The organism is Acinetobacter sp. DL27 (genome assembly GCF_055810995.1).
In genome coordinates, this window is sequence record NZ_CM147947.1 from 1728326 (window position 1) to 1749904 (window position 21579).

The window sequence follows — 21579 nt, forward strand, 5'->3', positions numbered from 1 at the left end:
TACTTTTTGTTTTTTTTATTGTTTTTCATGACTTTGCTTGATTTCTTTTTTAAACAATATGTCTGGTTATGGACTAAACCAGCAAGTTTAAGTTGCAGATAATTATTATGTCGCGAATCCATTCACAGCCTAAGAATAAATCTAAAAATATTGCTTATGATCAACAGGCAGGAAAGCGTTCTACTTTAAAAAAAGACCACCATCTGATTGATACTATTCCTCAGCTTTTTTGGATTCATAATGACGTCTGCAAATATATAAATTTACCCTTACGTCAGTATGTGGGAGGAATGGATTTATCCGCAGATAGCTTCAATTTGGTCGAATATATTCATCCAGAAGATGTGCCAGCATTAGATGAATTTTTGCATCAACCGATAATTGTTGAGCTCACATTTGAAAAAACCTGCCGTATTCGTAATCATCAGGGCCAGTATCATTGGTTCTTAGTCCAAGGTGAAATGGATCGCTCTACCGCTGGATTTCAACTGAGTTGCACTGATATTCATCAGGGCATGAAAATTTATATCGAGTCTTTGGCGCTGTTACGTGCCCATTCGGATATGTTAAATGCCAGTGTAGACTGCATTATTGTGGTTGAGCCAGATGGTACGGTCACACATATGAATAAGTCGGCATGTGTCATACTATTAGGAAGTGCAGATGTTAAAGGCTTCAGCATGTCTTGGGTCGAACTTTTACCTCCTGCGGTGCGTAAAAAAGCCAAAAAAGCATTGCATGATGCGGGCCAAGGCCAAATTTCGCGTTTTAATGGCATGAGTTTATCGGATGGAAAAGTTTATTATTGGGATAATGTTCTGACGCCTGTACTTGATGTTGACGGAAAGACCCAGAGCATTTTATGTGTTTCACGTGATATCACGCTGCAATATTTGACTGAACAAAAATTAAAACAAGGCAGCGAACGTGATGAATTAACCGGTTTAAATAACCGACGTGCGTTTAAAGAAAAAATCAGAAAGCTGTATAGTAGTGCGCGAGATAAAAAACAAAAGTTAGCCGTGATGCTGATGGATTTAGACCACTTTAAAACCATTAATGACACACTCGGTTATGCCGCAGGCGACCACCTTTTAAGAATTTTATCAAAACGCTTAAAACAAATTTTAGAAGGACGTGCTTTCTTGGCGCGTCTTGGTGGGGATGAGTTTGGTGTGATTATTCCGCACGTGCAGGATATAGGCGAGCTCAATCAAATTGCTCAACAGATTTTGCAACAACTAGAAATCCCCATTACGTTTTCGGGTAACTACATCAATGGTGGCATGAGCATTGGATGTGGCCTCTATCCAGATGATGCCAATGACCTCAGTGAGTTACTCAAGTGTGCTGACACAGCACTCAATGATGTTAAAGCACAAGGCCGCGGTGGTATGCGCATGTTTGATCAGGATATGTTTAATGCGGTACGGGAGCAATCTGAACAACTTAATTGTGCGCATCAAATTATTCGTAATGTTGCAATCGAGGCTTTCTTTCAACCGAAAGTCTGTTTAGACTCAGAACGAATTATTGGTTATGAAGCGCTATTACGCTGGCGTGATGATCAAAATAACATTCAAAGCCCTGCACGAATCGCAGCAGCTTTTAATGATTATGAGTTATCCAGCCGTATTGGTGAGATTATGCAGCATCAGGTTTTCAAGCAGATTACTGAATGGCGGGAAAAAGGCTTACAGATTGTGCCTATTTCAATTAATGCAGCACCTGTTGAGTTTATGCGTGATAATTTTGCAGAGATCTTTTTAAAACGTCTCAAAGCTTACCGCATACCCTCGAAATTTGTTGAAATTGAGGTTACTGAATATCATTTGGCTGAACGTGGCTATGAATACGTGGTTCGCGCCTTAAAAAAACTCAAAGCAAATGGTGTGCGAATAGCGTTGGATGATTTTGGTACTGGGCATTCTTCGCTTACTCATTTACGTGACTATCCAGTTGATATTATTAAAGTTGACTGCTCTTTTGTGCAACGATTAAGTGATGATAAATCGATTTACGCCATTGTCGAAGGGTTAGCCAAACTTGGCCCGATTTTATCAATGGATATCGTTGCTGAAGGGATTGAAACTGAAACGCAATTGCAGCTTTTAAGAGATATGGGCTGTCATATTGGGCAAGGTTATCTGTTTAGTCCACCTGTTTGTGCTCAGCAGGCAGAAATGCAGTTGCTAAAACTACACTAGGCTTCATAGCGACTGTTCTCATGAACTCAAACATGATTAGGCCATTGAGTTAAAGGCGAAGGCAGTAGCTTAAACGGAATAGAACTGAATTTTTGCATAAAAAAGTGTTGTAAAAGCAAAAAAATCAGCGTATTTTAAATTTCAGATAACATATTTTTTGAAGATATAAAAATGTTAAAGCAACCTGTAATCTCTAACGCAAATTATTACTTCTGGCAATTTAGATAATTGCCTGAACGCGTTCGGGCATCAAAAGGTTGCCCACCTAGTTAATACCTGATCGGCAACCCTGGTCAGGTTTTTTTATATCTGCTGTTTTAATAAATTTTGGAGTACTTCATGAAAACAACTAATTATTCATACTTTAGCAACTTTTATTGGTTTTACTTTAGTCAATTTATGACTTTAGCCCAGCAATCCATTAGACCCATAACGCTCAAATAAAAGATCGGACTGAAGACCACAGTCCAAAGGATACAAACCAATGAATGCTCTAAATACTGCACTACAAAGTACTCAAACGACAGTTCAAGAAACACTTTTAAGTTTGCCGCAGCAACTCAAAGCGCAGTTGCCACTTTCAACGCCATTAAAACTACAAATTGCTGAACAGCGTCAAACCATTCAAAATATATTAGAAGGCAAAGACCATCGTTTAATGGTTATTACTGGCCCATGTTCCATCCATGACCCTATTGCAGTTTTAGAATACGCTGAAAAGTTAAAACAATTACAAACCAAAGTTTCAGATCAGATTTTCTTCGTAATGCGTGCTTATATTGAAAAACCACGGACTACAGTGGGTTGGAAAGGTTTTTTATACGATCCTTTACTTGATGGATCTTCCAATATGCAGTTGGGATTAGAGCAGTCTCGAGCATTGTATTTAGCGATTATTGAAATGGGTTTACCGATTGCTACAGAAATTTTAAGCCCGATGGCGACTGCTTATTTCGATGATTTGTTGGCGTGGGGAGCTATTGGTGCGCGTACCAGCGAGTCGCAGATTCATCGTGAAATTTCGAGTCATATGCCATTCAGCATTGGTTTCAAAAATGGCACAGATGGTTCAATTCAAATTGCTCTGGATGCGATTCAGTCTGCATCAAACCCTCACCAGTTCATGGGAATTGGGCAGCAAGGCATGGCATGTATGCTTCAGTCCCAAGGAAATCCGAAGCCACACTTGATTTTACGTGGTGCAAACTCGGGGCCTAACTATGCTTTAGCCGATATTCGTCATATGCAAGATAAAGTCAAAGGTGAATTACCTGCTTTGGTGATTGACTGTAGTCATGGTAACAGTAGTAAAAATCCACTCAATCAACCTGATGTACTGCGTCGAATTGTTGCGGAACGCACGCAAAGCAATGTGTGTGGTGTCATGCTTGAGAGTCACTTGGTTGATGGTAACCAGAAAATTTCAGATGACATGGTCTATGGTCAGTCTGTTACCGATGGTTGTTTAGGCTGGGAAAAAACCGAGCAAGTCCTTTTAGAGGTTGCCGACACATTACGTAGCCACGCCGTTCAACGTAGTGCTTAATCAACGCAGCCAAAAAGACCTTTCATTGAAAGGTCTTTTTTTGTGATGTAGTTCAATAAATGAAGATAATAAATTGAAAAATAAGCTAAAAGTTATTTATCAAACGATAAATTAGGTTGAGCTAGAGCATAAACTTATGCAAAATCAGAAGCCTGAAAGAACACGATAAAAAATTGTATTTTGAATAAAAGAAATGCTTTTTAAAGTCAGCTATTTGCACTAATTTTAGAGAACACTATGTATTCTGCAGAACTTTTAGAAGAAGCCCGTCGGATGATGTTTCACATGCTCAGCAAAGTGGTTGAGTATGGTGGTTCAGACTTATTTATATCTGCAGACTTTCCGCCAAGTATTAAGCATCAGGGCCTTATGAAGCCATTGGGTCAACAAAATTTGCCATCTGATCAGACCAAACTCTTTGCTTATAGTTTAATGAACGAAAAGCAACGATTGGAGTTCGAAACCGAGCTGGAGTGTAATTTTGCAATTAGCGTTCCCAATGTTTCGCGTTTTCGTGTCAATGTTTTCAGCAGCAACTGCATGTGGGGATGGTGATTCGTACGATTACCGCGGAAATTCCCAACTTCACTAAGTTACAACTTCCAACGTCTTTAAAAGACGTGATTATGGAAAAACGTGGTTTGGTACTTGTTGTCGGTGGTACAGGGTCGGGTAAATCGACGTCTTTGGCAGCCATGATTGATCATCGAAATGAAAACTCGGCAGGGCACATTATTACGGTTGAAGATCCTGTGGAGTATGTACATAAACATAAGAAATCGATGATTACTCATCGGGAAGTGGGTGTGGACTGTCATTCTTGGCACAATGCTTTGAAAAATACTCTGCGCCAAGCACCCGATGTCATTTTAATTGGTGAGATTCGTGACACGGAGACGATGGAGCATGCCATAGCTTTTGCAGAAACAGGTCATTTATGTCTAGGGACATTGCATGCCAATAATGCAAATCAGGCTTTAGATCGAATTATTAACTTTTTCCCGGACGAACGTCGCAATCAACTTTTGATGGACTTATCTTCCAATATGAAGGCGATTATTTCACAGCGTTTGGTGCGAACTGAAGATGGGCGTAGTCGCCGAGCAGCAGTAGAAATCATGCTTAGTACACCGTTGATGTCAGACTTGATCCTTAAAGGGAATTTCCACGAACTCAAAGAAGTGATGTCAAAATCACGAGAGCTCGGTATGCAGACCTTTGATCAGGCTTTGTTTGATTTATACAATCAAGGTGCAATTGCTTACGAAGAAGCGCTACGAAATGCAGACTCGGTCAATGAATTACGTCTACAGATTAAATTAAAGAGTAGTCGTGCTAACTCACAGTTAAACTCAAGTAGTGCTTTGTCTTTTGATCAAGCGGTTGCCGAAAAGGCCAAAGAAGCTGAAGAAGAGAAGGCGGACGCCTAATTTTTTGAGTCCGTATGTTCATTGCTATGCACATACGGACTGATGTTTTAAGCGGTTTTCTTTCTATTCGTGATAAAGGCATAGAAAAATAAACTTAAAACGGTTGTCAGTGCACAGAATAAATAGGTAAAGCTATAACCTTGCTTAGAAATGAGTATGCCCAACAATACAGAACCAAGTGCAATACCCAAGTCATACATGGTAAAGAATGTAGAGGTCGAATGGCCAATCCGATGCTTTTCGGCACCTTGAATAGCTAAAGTTTGTAGACAAGGCTGTGCAGAACCAAAGCCCATGCCAACGCATATACTGCCGCAACCAATAAACCGCTCAGAGATTGAATCTGACTGAGAATCACAAGCCCTAAGCTAAATAATATAATCGCTGGGTAAATCACATAACTTGCCCCACGACGGTCATAAACTTTGCCTGTAATCGGGCGTAGACTCATCATGGAAATCGCAAAGACGATAAAAAACAAGCTCGCGTAGTTCAGCAGATGTTTAGACTCTGCATAAGTTGAAATGAACGACATGATACTGGCATAGGAAAAAGAAATGATCATGCCCATAATTGAAATATTCAAGGCTTTAGTTTCAACAAAGTCATGGATACTGAGCTTGCGCTTCACGGCGGGTGTCAATTTTTGAGTGGTCTGCTGAATTGGGATAAAGAAGCAAAACAAGAAACCGAGACAGACACTAAACGCTAAAATCCCTGCGACCATTGGATAGGATACAGACTGGATCAGGGTTAAACCGAGGAATGGCCCAAGTACAATCCCCAGATTAATGGACATGACGAAATAGCCCATGCCTTCACCTTTACGTTTTTCTGGAATAAACTCATTGACGATAGGTACGGCAACTGTGGTGACGATGCTGAACCAAATGCCATGTAGAAAACGAATTAGTAGTAACAGTTGTAAATTATCAGCAAACAAATAGGCCAAGGAAAACAAACAAAATAGGGCTTCTGCGATAAAAAGCGTTTTCTTATTGCCAAACTTCTCAATAATGAGTCCGCTAAAAGGACGAACTGCGATAGACGATGCCATGAACAAAGTCATGGCTAAGCCTACTTGTGTAAGGTTACCACCCAAATCATTCAAAATATAGATTGGGAGGATTGAGGTCTGTGCAAAGTAAAAGATGAACAAAAACAGATTGTTCGCTAAACAAAGAATAAAAGACTTATTCCATAGCGATGATGTATTAAGAGCAGACATGCAGAACCTTTGGTTCGAAGATGAGGCCACAAGGCGTGAACTGTTGCTATTATTTTATGCAGAAGCTAGGTCACGGCTGTGAAATTTTAAACAATCAAATTATAAGATAATGCACGTGAAAAGTATAATTATAGTAATAAATGCTGGTGTTTAAGCGAGATGAATATGTAAATATCGAGTTAATTTATCAGAATAAGAGTATAGGTGTAAAAAATCAGTCCGCAGACTGATTTTTTTGAGCCGTAAATATGAATACTAGGCTTATAGACCCGCTTCATAGGCTGTGCTTGAAAGGAGTTGTTCTACATCTGCGATATTGTCTGGTTTGATTTTATAAATCCAACCTTTACCATAAGGGTCATCATTGACGAAGTCAGGATCATCTTCCAGATTGTCATTGATTTCTACTACAGTGCCAGAAACTGGTGCATGAATATCAGAAGCCGTTTTTACAGATTCAACCACACCCGCTTGTTCGCCCGCAGTGATTTGTTGACCAACTTTTGGTGTTTCAACGTAGACTAAATCGCCTAAGGCATCCTGTGCATGGTCTGAAATACCCGTTACAACAAGATCACCTTCAATACGCACCCATTCATGTGTACTTGCATACTTCAACTCTGAAGGATGATTCATGAATAACTCCTTAAAATACAAAAATCATTTTTCGCATGATTTATACATGTTTTTCTATCAAAACAAAAGATCTATAAATACGGATCTTTACGCCAATTACTCGGGCTGCGTCCACTCCAACGCTTAAAGGCTCGGCTGAAATTTGCCACATCACTATATCCCAGTTCATCCGCAATTTGCTCTAAGCTATAGTCTGTACGTGACAAAAGTGACGTGGCATGACGGTAACGCACTTCATCCACAATGGTGGAAAAAGATGTGCTTTCAGCAGCCAGTTGGCGTTTCAGTGTGCGATCAGACATGTGTAAGAGGTCAGCCACGTGCTCGATGCTCAAATAGTGTTGTTCTGAGCGCGTTAAAATGTCACGAACACGCATCGATAATCTTCGGCGTTCGCCCATGGCTGAGAGCTCAGCTTCACATTGATTAATGGCTATTTGGCTTGCAAGTGGGTCAGCATTGACCATTTTAAAGCCAAGATAATGCTTATCAAAACTCAAAAGTAAATGTGGTTGATCAAAGCGAACACTATGGTTTGGCAGCTTTGCTCGATAGCGATCAAAACCTTCTGGTTCTGGAAAATCGAAATCAATTTCCCCAGCCAAATTTTCAATGCCAGTGAGCGCCTTACTCATAGAAACAATACCAAAAATAATACTGATCGCAATATCGGTACGCAACGGTTCTATATCGACATCACAGCGTAATTGTAAAGTCGCTTTTTCGCCAAAGGTGGAAAAGAAAAGCTGCAAAAAAGGCATGCGCAGTTGAATAAAGCGGTTAGCAAGTACCAAGGCTTCGCCAATATCATGGGTGGTCATAATGGCATAGCCAATGAAGCCATGAATTGAAATACGCATTTGCGTGCCTAGATGGTAGCCAAGCGTGGGCTCACCAGTGAGACGGCTGGCCAACTTCACAAGTTCATTGGCAGTATGAACAGGTATGCGAAAGTCAGGCTCTGCGAGTTGTTCGCTCGTGAGTTGAAAAGGGGAAAATAGCGTCTCTGCGTTATAGCCCCAACGAGACACAACATCTAACAACAATAAGCCATAAACACCAGGAATTCCTTGATCTTGGCGAAGTGAAACTGTTTTCATGCGCGATCCATTGCATTTTTCTTTCTTTTCTGACTGAAGTTATATTGGCATGAATATTTCAAATTCATGGAGCATATTGTTGGACAATATGTTCCGAGCCTATATCAATTCAGTATCCTTTACATTTTTGATTTAGTGGAACGATATTATAAATATCATAAATTTCTGAGCAAAAATATAAGACTCTCGATAAAAATACAGGCTCAGCAAATGATGCTAAAAGTTAAGTAAAATCTTTTCAAAATCAGCACACTAAAATCATTGATGATAATGATCTATGCGTGCTGAAAATGGAAAGTAAAATTAGGCTTCTTTCTTTTTAATCGGATGTTGTTCCGTTAAAAATCCACCTGTTTGACGCTGCCAAAGGTGGGCATAGATACCATTTTTTTGAATCAGTTCTTCATGTGTCCCTTGTTCTGCAATACGACCTTCATCAAGCACAATCAAACGATCCATTTGAGCAATGGTTGAAAGACGGTGAGCAATCGCAATCACCGTTTTATCTTGCATTAAGTCATCAAGGCTAGATTGAATTGCAGCTTCAACTTCTGAGTCTAGGGCACTGGTGGCTTCATCTAAAATTAAGATTGGTGCATCTTTCAAGAATACACGAGCAATGGCGATACGCTGGCGTTGGCCACCTGAAAGTTTCACCCCACGTTCACCGACATAGGCTTCATAACCTGATTTACCACGTAAGTCAGTCAGCTGAGGAATAAACTCTTCGGCTTTGGCTTTACGTACAGCAGCATACATTTCTTCATCACTAGCATTTGGACGGCCATATTTAATATTTTCTGCAACACTACGGTGTAGCAGGGAGGTGTCTTGAGTCACTAAGGCAATATTACGACGTAAACTGTCTTGGGTGACATCTTCAATATTTTGTCCATCAATTAAAATTTCACCCTGTTTCAATTGATAAAAATGTAGCAATAGTTGAATCAGTGTTGATTTTCCTGCACCAGAGCGACCCACGATCCCAATTTTTTCACCAGCTCGGATGCGTAAGTTTAAATTGTCGATGACATTTTTACTGTTATACGCAAAAGTGACGTCTTTAAATTCAATCACGCCTTGTTTAACCTCAAGGTCTTTGGCATCAGGTTTGTCTTGAATCGTGATCGAACGACCTAAAGTTTTCATGCCGTCTTGAATGGTACCGACACTTTCAAAAAGTGCTGAGGTTTGCCACATGATAAATTCTGCGATACTGCTCAGTTTTAAAATCATAGCCGTTGCAGCAGCAATAACACCGAGTTCAACTCGCCCATTCATCCACAACCAAACTGCAGTACCCAATACACCCGCATAAAGCACTATGTTTAAAAACAGGATGCTGATTTCATACTTAGCGCCTAAACGCATTTGTTTATAGACGGTGACCATGAACTCTTGCATCGAGGATTTGGCATATAAGCTTTCTCGACCTGCATGGGCAAAAAGCTTCACTGTTTGAATATTGGTATAAGCATCGGTAACACGGCCAGTCATCACAGCTCGGGCATCGGCTTGTTCATTTGAAACTTTGCTCAAACGTGGGATGAAGTAATACGCTGCGCAGATGAACAAAGCTAACCAGACCAGTAAAGGTAATATTAGGAGCGGGGAGATAGCGGCAAGCACCAAATTGACCGTGACAAAATAAATCAGCACATAAGCCAACATGTCACCCAAAATAACCCAGAACTCACGTATTGCCAGTGCGGTTTGCATGACTTTTGCGGAGAGTCTTCCTGCAAAATCATTGTGAAAAAAGTCGAGGCTTTGCTTCAGCAGTAAATTATGAAAGCGCCAGCGCAGACGCATCGGAAAAGTGCTAAATAATATTTGGTGTTTAATAATCGACTGTAAACTGGCAAATAAAATATTGGCCAATAAAATACAGAATAACAGGACTAAATTTGAACCATGTTCTGCTAAAAATGTTTCTGGCTGGCTTTTACTGAGCCAGTTTACTAAGTCACCAATTTTGGCATAAAACAAGGCTTCAAAACTGGCAGCACCAGCCGTGAATAAAACCAAAATCAGCAAATAGCCACGCACACCTTTAGCGGCCTGCCATACAAACGGAAAGAACGTGGTCGGTAAAGGTTGGTTTAAACCTTCTTCTGGATAGGGATCAACACGTTTTTCAAACCATTTGAACATGAATAAAACCTTCTAAAAATAAGCCATTTATAATGGTAATGGCTTGTTTTATAAATAAGCAGAATTTGAAAATTTTAGCATGAAAAGACCTCAGTGGTCTGTGTAAATTGCGAGAGACTAAACGATGTTGTAGCAGTATGGATAGCAAGAAATGTAGATGAATAGATATAAAAAGTCTGAGAGAGATGGTTGATGAAAGGGAACCCAACCAAATGAATCCCCCAAGATACTTAAAGCATTAGTTTGCTTGAGCTTCTGATGTCGCAACCGCATCAGATGCAGCAGCTTCTGAAGCAGGTGCTGCATTTTCAGTTGCAACAGCAGCTTGAGTGGTTTCTACAGCTTGAGTTTCTGCTGCAAAAGAAGATGTCGCTGCTACAGCTAAAAGGGCAGTACATAAAGATTTATTTAAAGTATTCATTTTAGAAAGTCTTACAAAGTGAAAAGGAGTGGCTAATTTAATGAAGAGAAAAGGCTGGTATTGTGATATTGCGGTATATTTCATGTAAATAATCACATAATTAACTTACATAATACGCAACGTAAATAACACAGTTGTTGAAAAACTAATGCTATGTATTTTCATAATTTTTATTCTTAAGTAGGTAGTTTTGAATATATATTAAAATGCTTATTTTGCATTTTTAAGACTTTGGGTATGCCAAAACTGGAGTAGTTTTAGCATACCCAAGTGAAAAAATTACGTGTTTGACATTGCGATTTGCATGTCATATCCCGATGGTGCTTGGTAAATTTTGAGACCAAATTCGGGAAGAATGGCAATTAAATGATCGAAAATATCCGACTGAATTGCTTCATAATCTTTCCATGCAATTTGATTGCTAAATGCATAAATTTCCAGTGGCAAGCCTTTTTCAGTCGGTTGTAGCTGACGTACGATTAAAGATTGATGTTTTGAAATGTTCGGATGCTGATTAAGGTACAGCTCAACATACGCACGGAAGGTCCCGATATTGGTTAAACGTCGCTGATTACAAGGAGATGTATTGCTCAGTTTTTGATTAAACTCAACCAGCTCTGTGCTTTTGTGATCCAAATATTGGTCTAATAATAAAAACTCTTTAAGTTTGCTTTGCTCTGCTTCAGACATAAAGTGAACGCTACTTTGGTCAATATAAAGTGAGCGTTTGATACGACGTACGCCTGCCTGTGACATACCCCGCCAGTTTTTAAAAGTATCTGTGACCAATTTGTTGGTTGGAATTGTGGTAAAGGTTTTATCAAAGTTCTGTACAGTGATGGTATGTAATGACATATCAATGACATCACCGTCTGCATTCAGGGATGGCATTTCAATCCAATCTCCAATGCGGACCATGTCATAGGATGAAATCTGAACAGAAGCCACCAAAGACAAAATGGTGTTTTGGAAGACCAACATCAGCACTGCCGCCATAGCACCGAAACCCGCTAGCAAGGTGAAGACATCTTTTTTCAGGAAAGTCCCTAAGATCATCAAGCCACAAACGATGAAAATAATCAGTTTGATTAGCTGTAAATAGCCTTTGATGGGTTTATTTCTAGACTTCGGATTGCGTTGATAAACTAAATTGAAGATATTCAGTAATTCACCAATCGCGAGCGCAATGGTTAAGAAAATAAAGGCCTGTGCCGCCATTTGGACAAAGCTGACCATTTTCGCAGACAGGTGAGGAACGGTAACGATACCATTCATAACGACGATTGCTGGGACAATGTTCGCAATTCGACGAATCACACTATGCTGCGACATGATGTCGTGATTGGCAAATTTTAGCTTAGTGATGAGATGCCGAATACCACGAACGACAACATGCTTGGCAATAATATATGCCAGTATAGCCACTAGAATGAGTATGCAGAATCCTGTCAGCATTTCGATCCAAGGATACTGATCCGACCAGTCTTTTAAACTCTGTATAAAATGAAAATTATCCAAAATGCGATCTTCTTTTGATTAAAACACTGCAAATAGTGTAATCAGCTATACGAATTAAGCAAATTGTGTCACTAAGTTTATACATGTTTTCAACGACTTGTTTATTTACTCTCTTAGATTCGGCTTTTAAGTCGTGATTTGGATGTCGTGAAATATAGCTCGTTGATGGTTGGGATATGTCAGGTTAGTGGAATGGTAAATTAGTTTTATAATGAATTAGGAAAAAAGAAGCTTCCAATATGGAAGCTTCTGATGGTTCAAATTACCACATGAGATCATCAGGGATCACGTACGCAGCGTATGGATCTTCCTCATCTGTGACTGCCTCATTTTTCTCTGAGGTATTTACGATAATAAAGCCTTCAAGTTTGGCATTAATACGATCAGCTAAAGCTTTAGGTAAGAAGGCATAACTTTCATGATCCCGTGCAATCACGAGGCTACCAGCAACCAAGGCATTATAAATTTGTTGATTGATATATTGTTTTTTGATTTTGCCATCGTCAATAAACTGATAGGCCACGTCACCATCGGTATCCCTGATTTTATGCTGCGTGATCATTTGAATGATCGTCGCTTTGAGCTCTTTTTCTTGCAATATCGCTTTCTTCTCAAGTTCAATAGCTTGATCTTTGGCCTGTTTTTGCTGTTTGTCTTGTGCAATTTTTGCCTTGATCTCAGCTTCACTGCTTTGACCTGTTCTTTGCTCATGCACTGCTTGTTTAGAAAGTTTTTTGGCCTTTTTGTTGTCAACTAAACCGGCTTTGAGTAACTGAGCCTGTAATGCATTTTTTACCATAGCGAATTCCACAACTGCGTTTAAAAACGACGATAACGAAAGTAAATGATCCAATATACAACACTAAGGATCAAGCTTAATGCTGTTGGAACTAAAAAAGAATTGAGTTTTAAATAGGGATACATCCAACTTGCACAGAGTCCGCCGATCAAAAAGCCACTTAAAATCAAAAGATGTAAAACTACACGCCGACGCTCAACCACGAGTCCGCGCACACGATAACCAAGCGCTAAGCCGAGATCGGTAAGAACACCCGATAAATGTGTAGTGCGAATGATGGTGCCTTTATAATGGCTCACCATGGCATTTTGCACACCCATTGCGACACAGGCCCAGAGTAAAGCATAGCGTGGAAAATAAGGCAGAAAGAACCAACACAGAAAAATAAAAAAAGCCACTAACGTGAGTGGTACGCCATAGCGGCGTCCCAATCGAAAGTGACTATTTCCCAGAATTACACCGCTATAAAATGAACCGATGACATAGCAGACAGTTACTAATAGCAAATATAAAATGCTTTCGGGTTGCCAGTGTACAAGCGACATCGCCAAAACACTTACATTACCAGTCATATGGGAAACAGACTGGTGTAAAACAGTCACCAGTCCTAAGACATTAATCATTCCTGCATTGACTGCAAGAAAGAATGCCCCCAGTTGAATCCAAAGTGGTAAGTGTTGAAATGGCATAACTTCAAAAAAGAAATAATATACTGATTCTACAATATATTATTTTGAAGCGCGGTCAACTGCTGCAGTAAATAATACGTCAGTTGATGAGTTCAATGCGGTTTCAGTAGAGTCTTGTAGTACGCTAATCACCATACCAATTGCAACCACTTGCATTGAAATATCAGATGAAATACCAAACAGTCCACACGCAACAGGGATCAACAGCAAAGAACCACCTGCGACACCAGAAGCACCACAAGCTGAAACTGTTGCAAGCACAGATAAAATCATCATGGTGGTAAAGTCAACATTAAGACCTAGTGTATTGACTGCTGCCAGTGTAAGCACGGTAATAGTCACTGAGGCGCCGGCCATGTTAATGGTCGCACCGAGTGGAATGGCTACACTCGCTGTAGATTCAGCAACACCCAAACGTTTTGCAAGATCTAAGTTCACAGGAATGTTCGCAGCAGAACTTCGCGTGAAGAAAGCAGTGATACCACTTTCACGTAAACACTGAAATACCAAAGGATATGGATTGCTACGTGTTACCACAGCAACCATAAGCGGGTTGATGACTAAGGCAACGAAAGCCATTGTGCCGAGTAAGACCGCCAATAAGTGTGCATAGCTTGCTAATGTGCTTAAACCTGTTTCTGCAAAGGTTACCGCCACTAGACCGAAAATACCGATAGGCGCAAAGTTAATCACCAAACGAATCACGCTATTTACTGCGTGTGCAGTATCATTGAGTAAGTCTTTGGTTGAGTCTTTGGCATGACGGAATGCAGCACCCAAGGCCACAGCCCACGCTAAAATACCAATGAAGTTTGCTTCACTAATGGCAGTTACAGGGTTAGCAATAAAGCTCAGCAGTAGGTTCTTAAAGATTTCAATCAAGCTACTTGGTGGTTGTAAGTCAGTATTCGCAGGTAAGTTTAAGAACAAAGTACTTGGGAAAGCGATGCTGACAGCAACTGCTGAAAAAGCAGCCAGTAGCATACCCACGGCATACATGATGATGATAGGACGTAAATTCGCACTATGACCTACTTTAAAATTTGCAATAGAAGCAAGAACCAAGACAAATACAAGTACAGGCGCGACAGATTTTAACGCTTTAATAAATAAGTCGCCTAGCAGGCTCAAATAAGGTGCAACGCCTGGGAAAACAAGGGCTACACCAATACCCAAAATAATGGCAATAATAATTCGAGTAACTAGACTCATTCGCGCTAAAACAGAAAACATAGAGGCGCCTTGTTGAAATTACGAGGACAAAATACGGATTTTAAGTGCGCCATTTTATACCTAATTTGCTAACTGACTGAAAAATATTTAAATATAAAAATTAAGTTATTGTAATTCCAGTTTTTATTATTCATTTTAATTCATTAAAATGACATATTTAACGGATTTTTATCATAAATGCCTGCTTGATATTTCTCACTAAATTGAAAAAGTACAAGCATGCATTCAGTCTCTTATGAAGTTTTAAGCAGCTGAGGTGAAAGGGTCTGAATGGCTTGATAGTGAGTTAAAAAGACATTCCCACTCAAATGTTTCAATAGCTTTGAGCTTTGCAGTCTATCCATCACAGGGCCTTTAACTTCGGACAAATGCAGCTGAATGTTTTGCTTGGCCAATTCTAGATTAATATCTTCCAGCATTTCTAAAGCACTCAAGTCGATACTGCTCACACTGGAACAATTAATCACGACATGAGCTAACTCAGGTTGTTGGCTCACGGCATTGATCAGCTCGCCTTTCAATATGTTGGCATTTAAGAAGGTTAGGCTTTCATCTATACGCATTGACAGTACTTGTGCCGTCGTCTGAACTTGATGGCGTTCAACATTGCGAAAATGTTGAGTCCCCTCGACCAAGCCAATCACAGCAATATGTGGTCGGCTAATCCGCCAAAGCAACAAAATAAAGGTTGAGATCATGCCAATGATCAGGCCAGTTGAAATATCGATACAGACAACACCAAAAAAGGTAATCCACATCGCGATACCATCTGCTTTGGAATACTTCCATGCTTCGATGAAGGGTTTAAAGTCCACAAGTTTCCATATGGAGACGATAATTGTTGCAGCCAAAATAGCTAAAGGAAGATCCTGAAAGAAACCTGTAAAGTATAAGCTCACTACAATAATCAACAGCGAAGAGAGGACGCCAGCCATAGGGGTCTGAGCGCCTGCATCTGCATTAACGACAGTACGAGAAAGGCTGCCTGTTACAGGAAAGGCCGAACTGAAACCTGCACTGATATTGGCTAACCCCAAAGCGATAAGTTCTTGGTTGCTATTGAGTTGACTTCGGTTTTGTAACGCCGTAGCTTGAGCAATGGAAAGCGATTCAACAAAACTGATCATGGCGATCATGGTTGCACCTGGCAAAAGTTGCAGAACTAAAGTCCAGTTCCAATATGGCATATCGAGTGGAGGCATACCAGATGGAATGATTCCGACGGTTTTGATTCCAAGCGTTTGCAGTTGGAAAAAATAGACCAAGGCAATCGAGGCAACCACTAAAAATAAAGGAATAGTACGCGAAAGTAATACGGTCGATCCGAACCAACCTTTTAAGGCATTAGTATTCAGCAACTTTGGTACATAAATTAAAAATGCGATTGCACACAGTCCAAACAACAGCGTACCTATGTGAGTTAAACTGATGTATTGCCAAACACTTACCACAAACTCGGGAATGTTATTAGCTTTTAAAGGCAGATCGACAATAAACTTCAACTGCCCCAAAGCAATCAGCAAAGCAGACGCAATAATGAAACTTTGGATGACGGGGTGGCTAATCAGTTGGATGAGAAAACCAAAGCGAAATAAACCCAACAGCAGGGAAATGATACCAACCATCAGGGCCAATAAACATGCCGCTTGTATATACACAGGTGAACCAACTTCAAACATCGAGTTCAAAGTCGCAAAGGTCATCATCGAAATGATGGCAACAGGACCAATAGAAAGCGTCGGACTGCCACCAATGATGGCATAAATAATCATTGGGATAATGCTGGCATATAACCCGGTGATTGGCGGTAAGCCTGCCAACATGGCATAGGCCATGCCTTGAGGAACCAACATGGCAATGACGATAAAAGATGCAAGTAAATCTGACTTAAACGTAGGCGTGTCATAGTGCTTGAGCCATTGCCATGCGGGTAGATAATGGCTTAGACGACGATTCCAATCAGACATAAAAAAAATCTAAATCACAAATTTAGATATATTATGCATAAAAAATGCTAAGAAGTCTTAGCATTCGTTTTCATAGCACAGAAAATATAGCAGTGATTGGTTTAGAGACGTGGTTTTGGGCAGTACAAGCTATACAAAGTATTTAAAACTTCAATCATGCGTTCATCTTTAATGGAGTAATAAATTTGCTTACCATCACGGCGCGTATTTACCACATCACTTTTACGTAACATCATTAATTGTTGAGAAAGAGTCGGCTGTTTGATGTCGGTAATTTCTTCAATTTGAGAAACATTAAGTTCTTGTTGCGACAAATGACACAAAATTAATAAACGATCAGTATTGGCTAGAGATTTTAAAATACTTACAACAACTTCAGCAGAGTCATGCATAGACGTTATTTCAAGTCCTGTGTTCATTTAAAACCTACTCATAAAACAAAACAACTGTGCGCTTAGTATAAAACCAAGCCGTTCATAATGCTGTCTTTTCAAGTCCAATATGCATGGCTTTTAGTGAAATAAAATATTAGCTAAAGTTATATATACTTAATATTTACATCAAAATTAGTTATTCGAAAACCAGCTTAAGTTCCAGATATTTATATAAATTAAGCAAAAAAATGAATTAAAAATAGTTTTCTTTATGAATATTTATAATAAGCTTTGAATATTTTATCATATAGTGTTTTTTTAAATCATAATTGCACAGCTATTTTAAGATAGCATTATAAAAATAAAAAATATACACATTTACTAAAGGAATAATTGTTACTGGATAATATTTTTGAACAAAAAGCAAACTTTGAGATGAGTGTATAAATTTTTCCACCTCCTACAAAAGATGCTGATTATGTGGTTTTATCGCCTGGCTTCTTGGTAAAAGCGGCTATTTTCTTCAAGTAAAAATATGAGAAAACTCATGCTTTTTCTGTTTAAGTGATTTATTTATCAAATAAAAACATAAGCCTGACCAAATGTCAGTTTGCATTTAAAAATCAGGGTATGATAATGAGTGGATCATTAAAAACAACATAGGAAACATTGGTATGAGTACTGACTCAGCTTTTCCAACGCCTAATAATTTAGGGATAGCGGTTTATAGTAATAATGCAGAAGCGATTGGTAACACACCATTGGTTCGTATTAACCGAATTATACAAAGTCCAGCCACCGTTTTAGCCAAAGTTGAAAGCCGTAATCCTGCATTTTCAGTAAAATGTCGTATTGGGGCTGCGCTGATTGCGGATGCGGAAGCACGCGGTGTGCTGAAAGCGGGAATGCACATTGTCGAACCAACCAGTGGCAATACAGGTATTGCTTTGGCATTTGTTGCTGCTGCAAAAGGTTATGCGTTAACCCTGACTATGCCATCAAGCATGAGTATCGAACGCCGTAAAGTAATGAAAGCCTTGGGTGCGAACTTGGTTCTCACCGACCCTGCAAAAGGGATGCGTGGTGCAGTAGAAGAAGCACAGCGTTTGTTAGATGAAAACCCAGAAACCTATTTCTTGCCACAACAGTTTGAAAACCCAGCAAACCCAGCTATTCATGAAGCAACCACTGGCCCAGAAATTTGGGAAGCAACAGGTGGTAAAGTTGATATTTTAGTTGCAGGTGTGGGGACAGGTGGTACGATTTCAGGGATTTCAAGCTATTTTGAAAAAGTAAAAAAACAAGCCTTGTATTCAGTTGCGGTAGAACCTGCTGAGTCGCCGATTATTGGTCAAACCAAACGTGGTGAAGCTTTGACGCCTGGACCACATAAGATTCAGGGGATTGGTGCTAACTTTATTCCTAAAAACTTAGACCTCGACTTGGTCGATGAAGTGATGCCAATTGATGCAGCAACAGCAATTGATTGGGCACGTAAAACAGCAAGTCAAGAGGGTATTTTAGTGGGTATTTCAAGTGGTGCAGCGATGGCAGCAGCAGCTGAACTTGCTGTACGTCCTGAAAATGCAGGTAAAACCATTGTGGTGATTTTACCTGATGGTGGTGAACGTTATTTATCTTCGGTTTTGTTTGAAGATATTTCTACTGATTAATTTACTGTATGAAAAAAAGCTAAACATAAAATGTTTAGCTTTTTTTATGCCGTTTAGAAGTTTAAAGGGCTGCGTGTGAAATTTTATCAGGTGTCATGAGGGCTTGGTTGACATATAGTTTAATCAGACGCTCACGTGAACCGATTGATTTTTGATAATGCGTTGAATTGAGTAACAATGACGCACCGTAGGTCACTGTCCATACATAAGATAAATAATCACGAATGGACATTGCGCTGTCTAAAGACTTTAAGTAGTCAGAAGTCATGTCTTTAATTTCGATAATACGTTGCTCACGTATTTGATAGAGCTTCTCAAAAAGTTCTTTGAGTTTACGTTCGTTATTGGTTAAACGTTCTTCAATAACGTGCAGTAAAATCGTACGGTTCGAGTTCAACATATTATAAAGCATGTATTCGGAAACATACGTTTTAATATCATTGTTATGCTTTTGAGAAATTTCTAGCAGGCGAGTTTCATTCAAGATAATCAGCTCTAAATAAAGTTGATTTTTACTTTTGAAATGCTTGTAGATCGTACCCTTCGCAATATCGAGTTCCGTTGCTAATTCGCTTAAGGTGATGTCTTGATTATTGTCTAATAATAAAGTCTCAGCCATGGCTAAAATTTTCTCTTTGCGTAATAGAAAATTTTGTTGGCGTACTGAAGTCATTGGCTTATTCCAGTGTATTCCATGAGAACTATAGAGAGGCTATTGAACTTGGTTGAAAATGAAAATTCAACTAAGGTCTTGGATATTACTACAATCGTTTTAAAAATATCCACTTGTTCAACAATAGAAATAAATACAGGTGCATTTTCGCACTTGGTTGTCAATAAATTTGATCTCTAGAGATCACATTTGGGCCATTGCATTCCTTTTTCGTGATTTTTACACTATTGTCAGTATAGCCACTGTGTTCCTATAGACGAGAGCCGTTAGTGCTCAAGCCTCGAATGCAGTGCGGGTTGATAAAAATGAATCATCTGTCGTATGAATAGATGTCTTATTATTCATGTGTGTTTATTTTAATGTCTTTATAGATGACTCGCTTTGAGACGTTAGCACTATAAAAAACACTAAAATAAGATCTGAAATGATTAACCCGTTTGTAATATGAAAAAACAGATAGGGAATGTCTTTAAGTCTCTTAATTGGGCTTAAAGCAAATAAACCGCAAAAAAGGATGAAATAGAAAATGATTTTTATTGTAGACGGTGTACGTACAGCAATGGGTGGTTTTCAAGGTTCACTATCGAGCTGTACCGCGCCTGAACTGGGTGCGGTGACAATTAAAGAAGTGTTAAACCGTTCTGGCTTACAACCGACCGATGTGGATGAAGTGATCTTTGGTTGTGTACTTCCAGCAGGTTTAAAACAAGGCCCTGCACGTCAAGCAATGCGTATGGCAGGCCTACCTGACTCAACGGGTGCAACAACCATCAATAAAATTTGTGGCTCTGGTATGAAAGCCGTCATGCAAGCGGCGGATGCGATTAAAGCGGGTTCAGCTGAGATTGTGGTGGCCGGTGGTATGGAGTCAATGTCAAATGCGCCGTACTTACTTGAAAAAGCACGCGCGGGTTACCGTATGGGACATGGTAAAACCACCGATCACATGTTCCAAGAAGGTTTAGAGGATGCTGAAACAGGTCTGTCGATGGGTGTACTTGCTCAAGAAATGGCAGATAAAAAAGGCTATACCCGTGAACAGCAAGATCAGTATGCCATTGGTTCTTTAAATAAAGCCGTTGCTGCGATTCAAGGTGGTTTCTTTAAAGATGAAATCGTGCCTGTGACGGTGAGTAGCCGTAAAGGCGATGTTGTGGTTGATCAGGATGAACAGCCGCTTAATGCCAAAGTTGATAAAATTCCAACTTTACGTCCGGCATTTAAAAAAGATGGCACGATTACTGCGGCAAATTCGAGCTCTATTTCGGATGGTGCTTCGGCATTGGTTGTAACTTCATCCGAAGTTGCTGATGCACGTGGTCTCAAACCATTGGCAAAAGTTGTGGCTTATGCAAGCAACTCTCAGCATCCATCTGAGTTCACCATTGCTCCTGTAGGTGCCATTGAGAAAGTTTTAGCCAAAGCAGGCTGGTCTGCGGATGATGTTGATCTGTGGGAAGTCAATGAAGCATTTGCGATGGTCACAATGCTTGCAATTGATGGTTTTCATTTAGACCCTGCAAAAGTCAATGTGAATGGTGGCGCTTGTGCACTTGGTCATCCATTGGGTTCATCTGGTTCACGTATTATCGTGACTTTACTGCATGCCTTGAAACGTACTGGTGGGAAAAAGGGTGTAGCTGCTTTATGTATTGGTGGTGGTGAGGCGACTGCTATTGCCGTCGAGCTGCTGGACTAAAACTGTAAATATTCTTAGCTATGCCTGTGAAGAAAATGATTTAAATAGCTATAATTCGGCATGGTTGATTTCATCAAAGGTTCGATTGATTCGGGCCTTTTTTATTTTGTAAAATACATGCAGATCATGCGACATAACTTTCTCAGGGAAAGCATCGATTGTTCAGTACAGCTAAAGGTATAATTAATGTGCTTTTATTGCTGAAATGTCTGATATTAGACCTAGATGCCTG

General features: G+C 39.7%; 16 protein-coding genes and 2 pseudogenes. 5 read left to right on the forward strand and 13 right to left on the reverse strand.

Annotated features, from left to right (window positions below; genetic code table 11):
• Positions 1-107 precede the first annotated feature (107 nt).
• Positions 108-2207: an EAL domain-containing protein gene (locus AC0KVP_RS08420; protein ID WP_473340329.1), complete on the forward strand. Its 2100-nt coding sequence runs from the start codon at positions 108-110 to the stop codon at positions 2205-2207.
• A gap of 392 nt (positions 2208-2599) precedes the next feature.
• Here AC0KVP_RS08420 and AC0KVP_RS08425 read toward each other — a convergent pair whose 3' ends face one another.
• A complete protein-coding gene (locus AC0KVP_RS08425; protein ID WP_171254088.1) occupies positions 2600-2746 on the reverse strand; it encodes a hypothetical protein in 147 nt (48 codons plus the stop codon).
• On the opposite strand from AC0KVP_RS08425, the gene AC0KVP_RS08430 reads away from it, so the two are divergent.
• Together AC0KVP_RS08430 and AC0KVP_RS08435 are read left to right on the forward strand one after the other, a co-directional pair.
• A complete protein-coding gene (locus AC0KVP_RS08430; protein ID WP_279678095.1) occupies positions 2692-3753 on the forward strand; it encodes a 3-deoxy-7-phosphoheptulonate synthase in 1062 nt (353 codons plus the stop codon). The two genes, AC0KVP_RS08425 and AC0KVP_RS08430, sit on opposite strands and share 55 nt — an antisense overlap.
• A gap of 237 nt (positions 3754-3990) precedes the next feature.
• Positions 3991-5183: pseudogene (locus AC0KVP_RS08435) on the forward strand (PilT/PilU family type 4a pilus ATPase).
• A 47-nt stretch (positions 5184-5230) separates the two neighbouring features.
• Here the strand turns inward: AC0KVP_RS08435 and AC0KVP_RS08440 are convergent.
• The 11 genes and pseudogenes from AC0KVP_RS08440 to AC0KVP_RS08490 form a co-directional block, all read right to left on the reverse strand.
• Positions 5231-6411, reverse strand: a pseudogene (locus tag AC0KVP_RS08440) (MFS transporter).
• 261 nt (positions 6412-6672) lie between these two features.
• Positions 6673-7047, reverse strand: a complete 375-nt coding sequence (gcvH, locus tag AC0KVP_RS08445; protein ID WP_473340332.1) for a glycine cleavage system protein GcvH — start codon at positions 7045-7047, stop codon at positions 6673-6675.
• A gap of 71 nt (positions 7048-7118) precedes the next feature.
• On the reverse strand, positions 7119-8147 hold the full coding sequence (locus AC0KVP_RS08450) for an AraC family transcriptional regulator (protein WP_004979806.1): 1029 nt from the start codon (positions 8145-8147) through the stop codon (positions 7119-7121).
• A gap of 303 nt (positions 8148-8450) precedes the next feature.
• Positions 8451-10301, reverse strand: a complete 1851-nt coding sequence (locus tag AC0KVP_RS08455) for an ABC transporter ATP-binding protein (RefSeq protein ID WP_062034826.1) — start codon at positions 10299-10301, stop codon at positions 8451-8453.
• A 238-nt stretch (positions 10302-10539) separates the two neighbouring features.
• Positions 10540-10722, reverse strand: coding sequence for a hypothetical protein (locus AC0KVP_RS08460; RefSeq protein ID WP_234966388.1), 183 nt, complete (start codon positions 10720-10722; stop codon positions 10540-10542).
• A 279-nt stretch (positions 10723-11001) separates the two neighbouring features.
• The gene (locus AC0KVP_RS08465; RefSeq protein WP_473340341.1) at positions 11002-12240 is read right to left on the reverse strand and encodes a mechanosensitive ion channel family protein; all 1239 of its coding nucleotides are present in this window, start codon (positions 12238-12240) and stop codon (positions 11002-11004) included.
• Positions 12241-12502: 262 nt separating this feature from the next.
• On the reverse strand, positions 12503-13039 hold the full coding sequence (locus AC0KVP_RS08470) for a DUF2058 domain-containing protein (protein ID WP_005399509.1): 537 nt from the start codon (positions 13037-13039) through the stop codon (positions 12503-12505).
• A gap of 20 nt (positions 13040-13059) precedes the next feature.
• A complete protein-coding gene (locus AC0KVP_RS08475) occupies positions 13060-13728 on the reverse strand; it encodes a YoaK family protein (protein ID WP_004693233.1) in 669 nt (222 codons plus the stop codon).
• Between the two features lie 39 nt (positions 13729-13767).
• Positions 13768-14961 (reverse strand): serine/threonine transporter SstT, encoded by a 1194-nt coding sequence (gene sstT, locus AC0KVP_RS08480; RefSeq protein ID WP_004979798.1) that lies wholly within the window; start codon positions 14959-14961, stop codon positions 13768-13770.
• Positions 14962-15194: 233 nt separating this feature from the next.
• Positions 15195-16928 (reverse strand): SulP family inorganic anion transporter, encoded by a 1734-nt coding sequence (locus AC0KVP_RS08485; RefSeq protein WP_473340346.1) that lies wholly within the window; start codon positions 16926-16928, stop codon positions 15195-15197.
• Between the two features lie 101 nt (positions 16929-17029).
• The gene (locus AC0KVP_RS08490; RefSeq protein WP_473340349.1) at positions 17030-17347 is read right to left on the reverse strand and encodes an ArsR/SmtB family transcription factor; all 318 of its coding nucleotides are present in this window, start codon (positions 17345-17347) and stop codon (positions 17030-17032) included.
• A gap of 629 nt (positions 17348-17976) precedes the next feature.
• Here AC0KVP_RS08490 and cysK point away from each other — a divergent pair.
• Positions 17977-18975 carry a cysteine synthase A gene (cysK, locus tag AC0KVP_RS08495; protein WP_473340352.1) on the forward strand — a complete coding sequence of 333 codons (999 nt, stop codon included), beginning with the start codon at positions 17977-17979 and terminating at the stop codon, positions 18973-18975.
• 61 nt (positions 18976-19036) lie between these two features.
• Here the strand turns inward: cysK and AC0KVP_RS08500 are convergent, their stop codons facing one another.
• Positions 19037-19648, reverse strand: coding sequence for a TetR/AcrR family transcriptional regulator (locus tag AC0KVP_RS08500; protein WP_004693224.1), 612 nt, complete (start codon positions 19646-19648; stop codon positions 19037-19039).
• A 526-nt stretch (positions 19649-20174) separates the two neighbouring features.
• Here AC0KVP_RS08500 and AC0KVP_RS08505 point away from each other — a divergent pair.
• Positions 20175-21347 carry a thiolase family protein gene (locus AC0KVP_RS08505; protein ID WP_473340357.1) on the forward strand — a complete coding sequence of 391 codons (1173 nt, stop codon included), beginning with the start codon at positions 20175-20177 and terminating at the stop codon, positions 21345-21347.
• Positions 21348-21579: the final 232 nt, after the last annotated feature.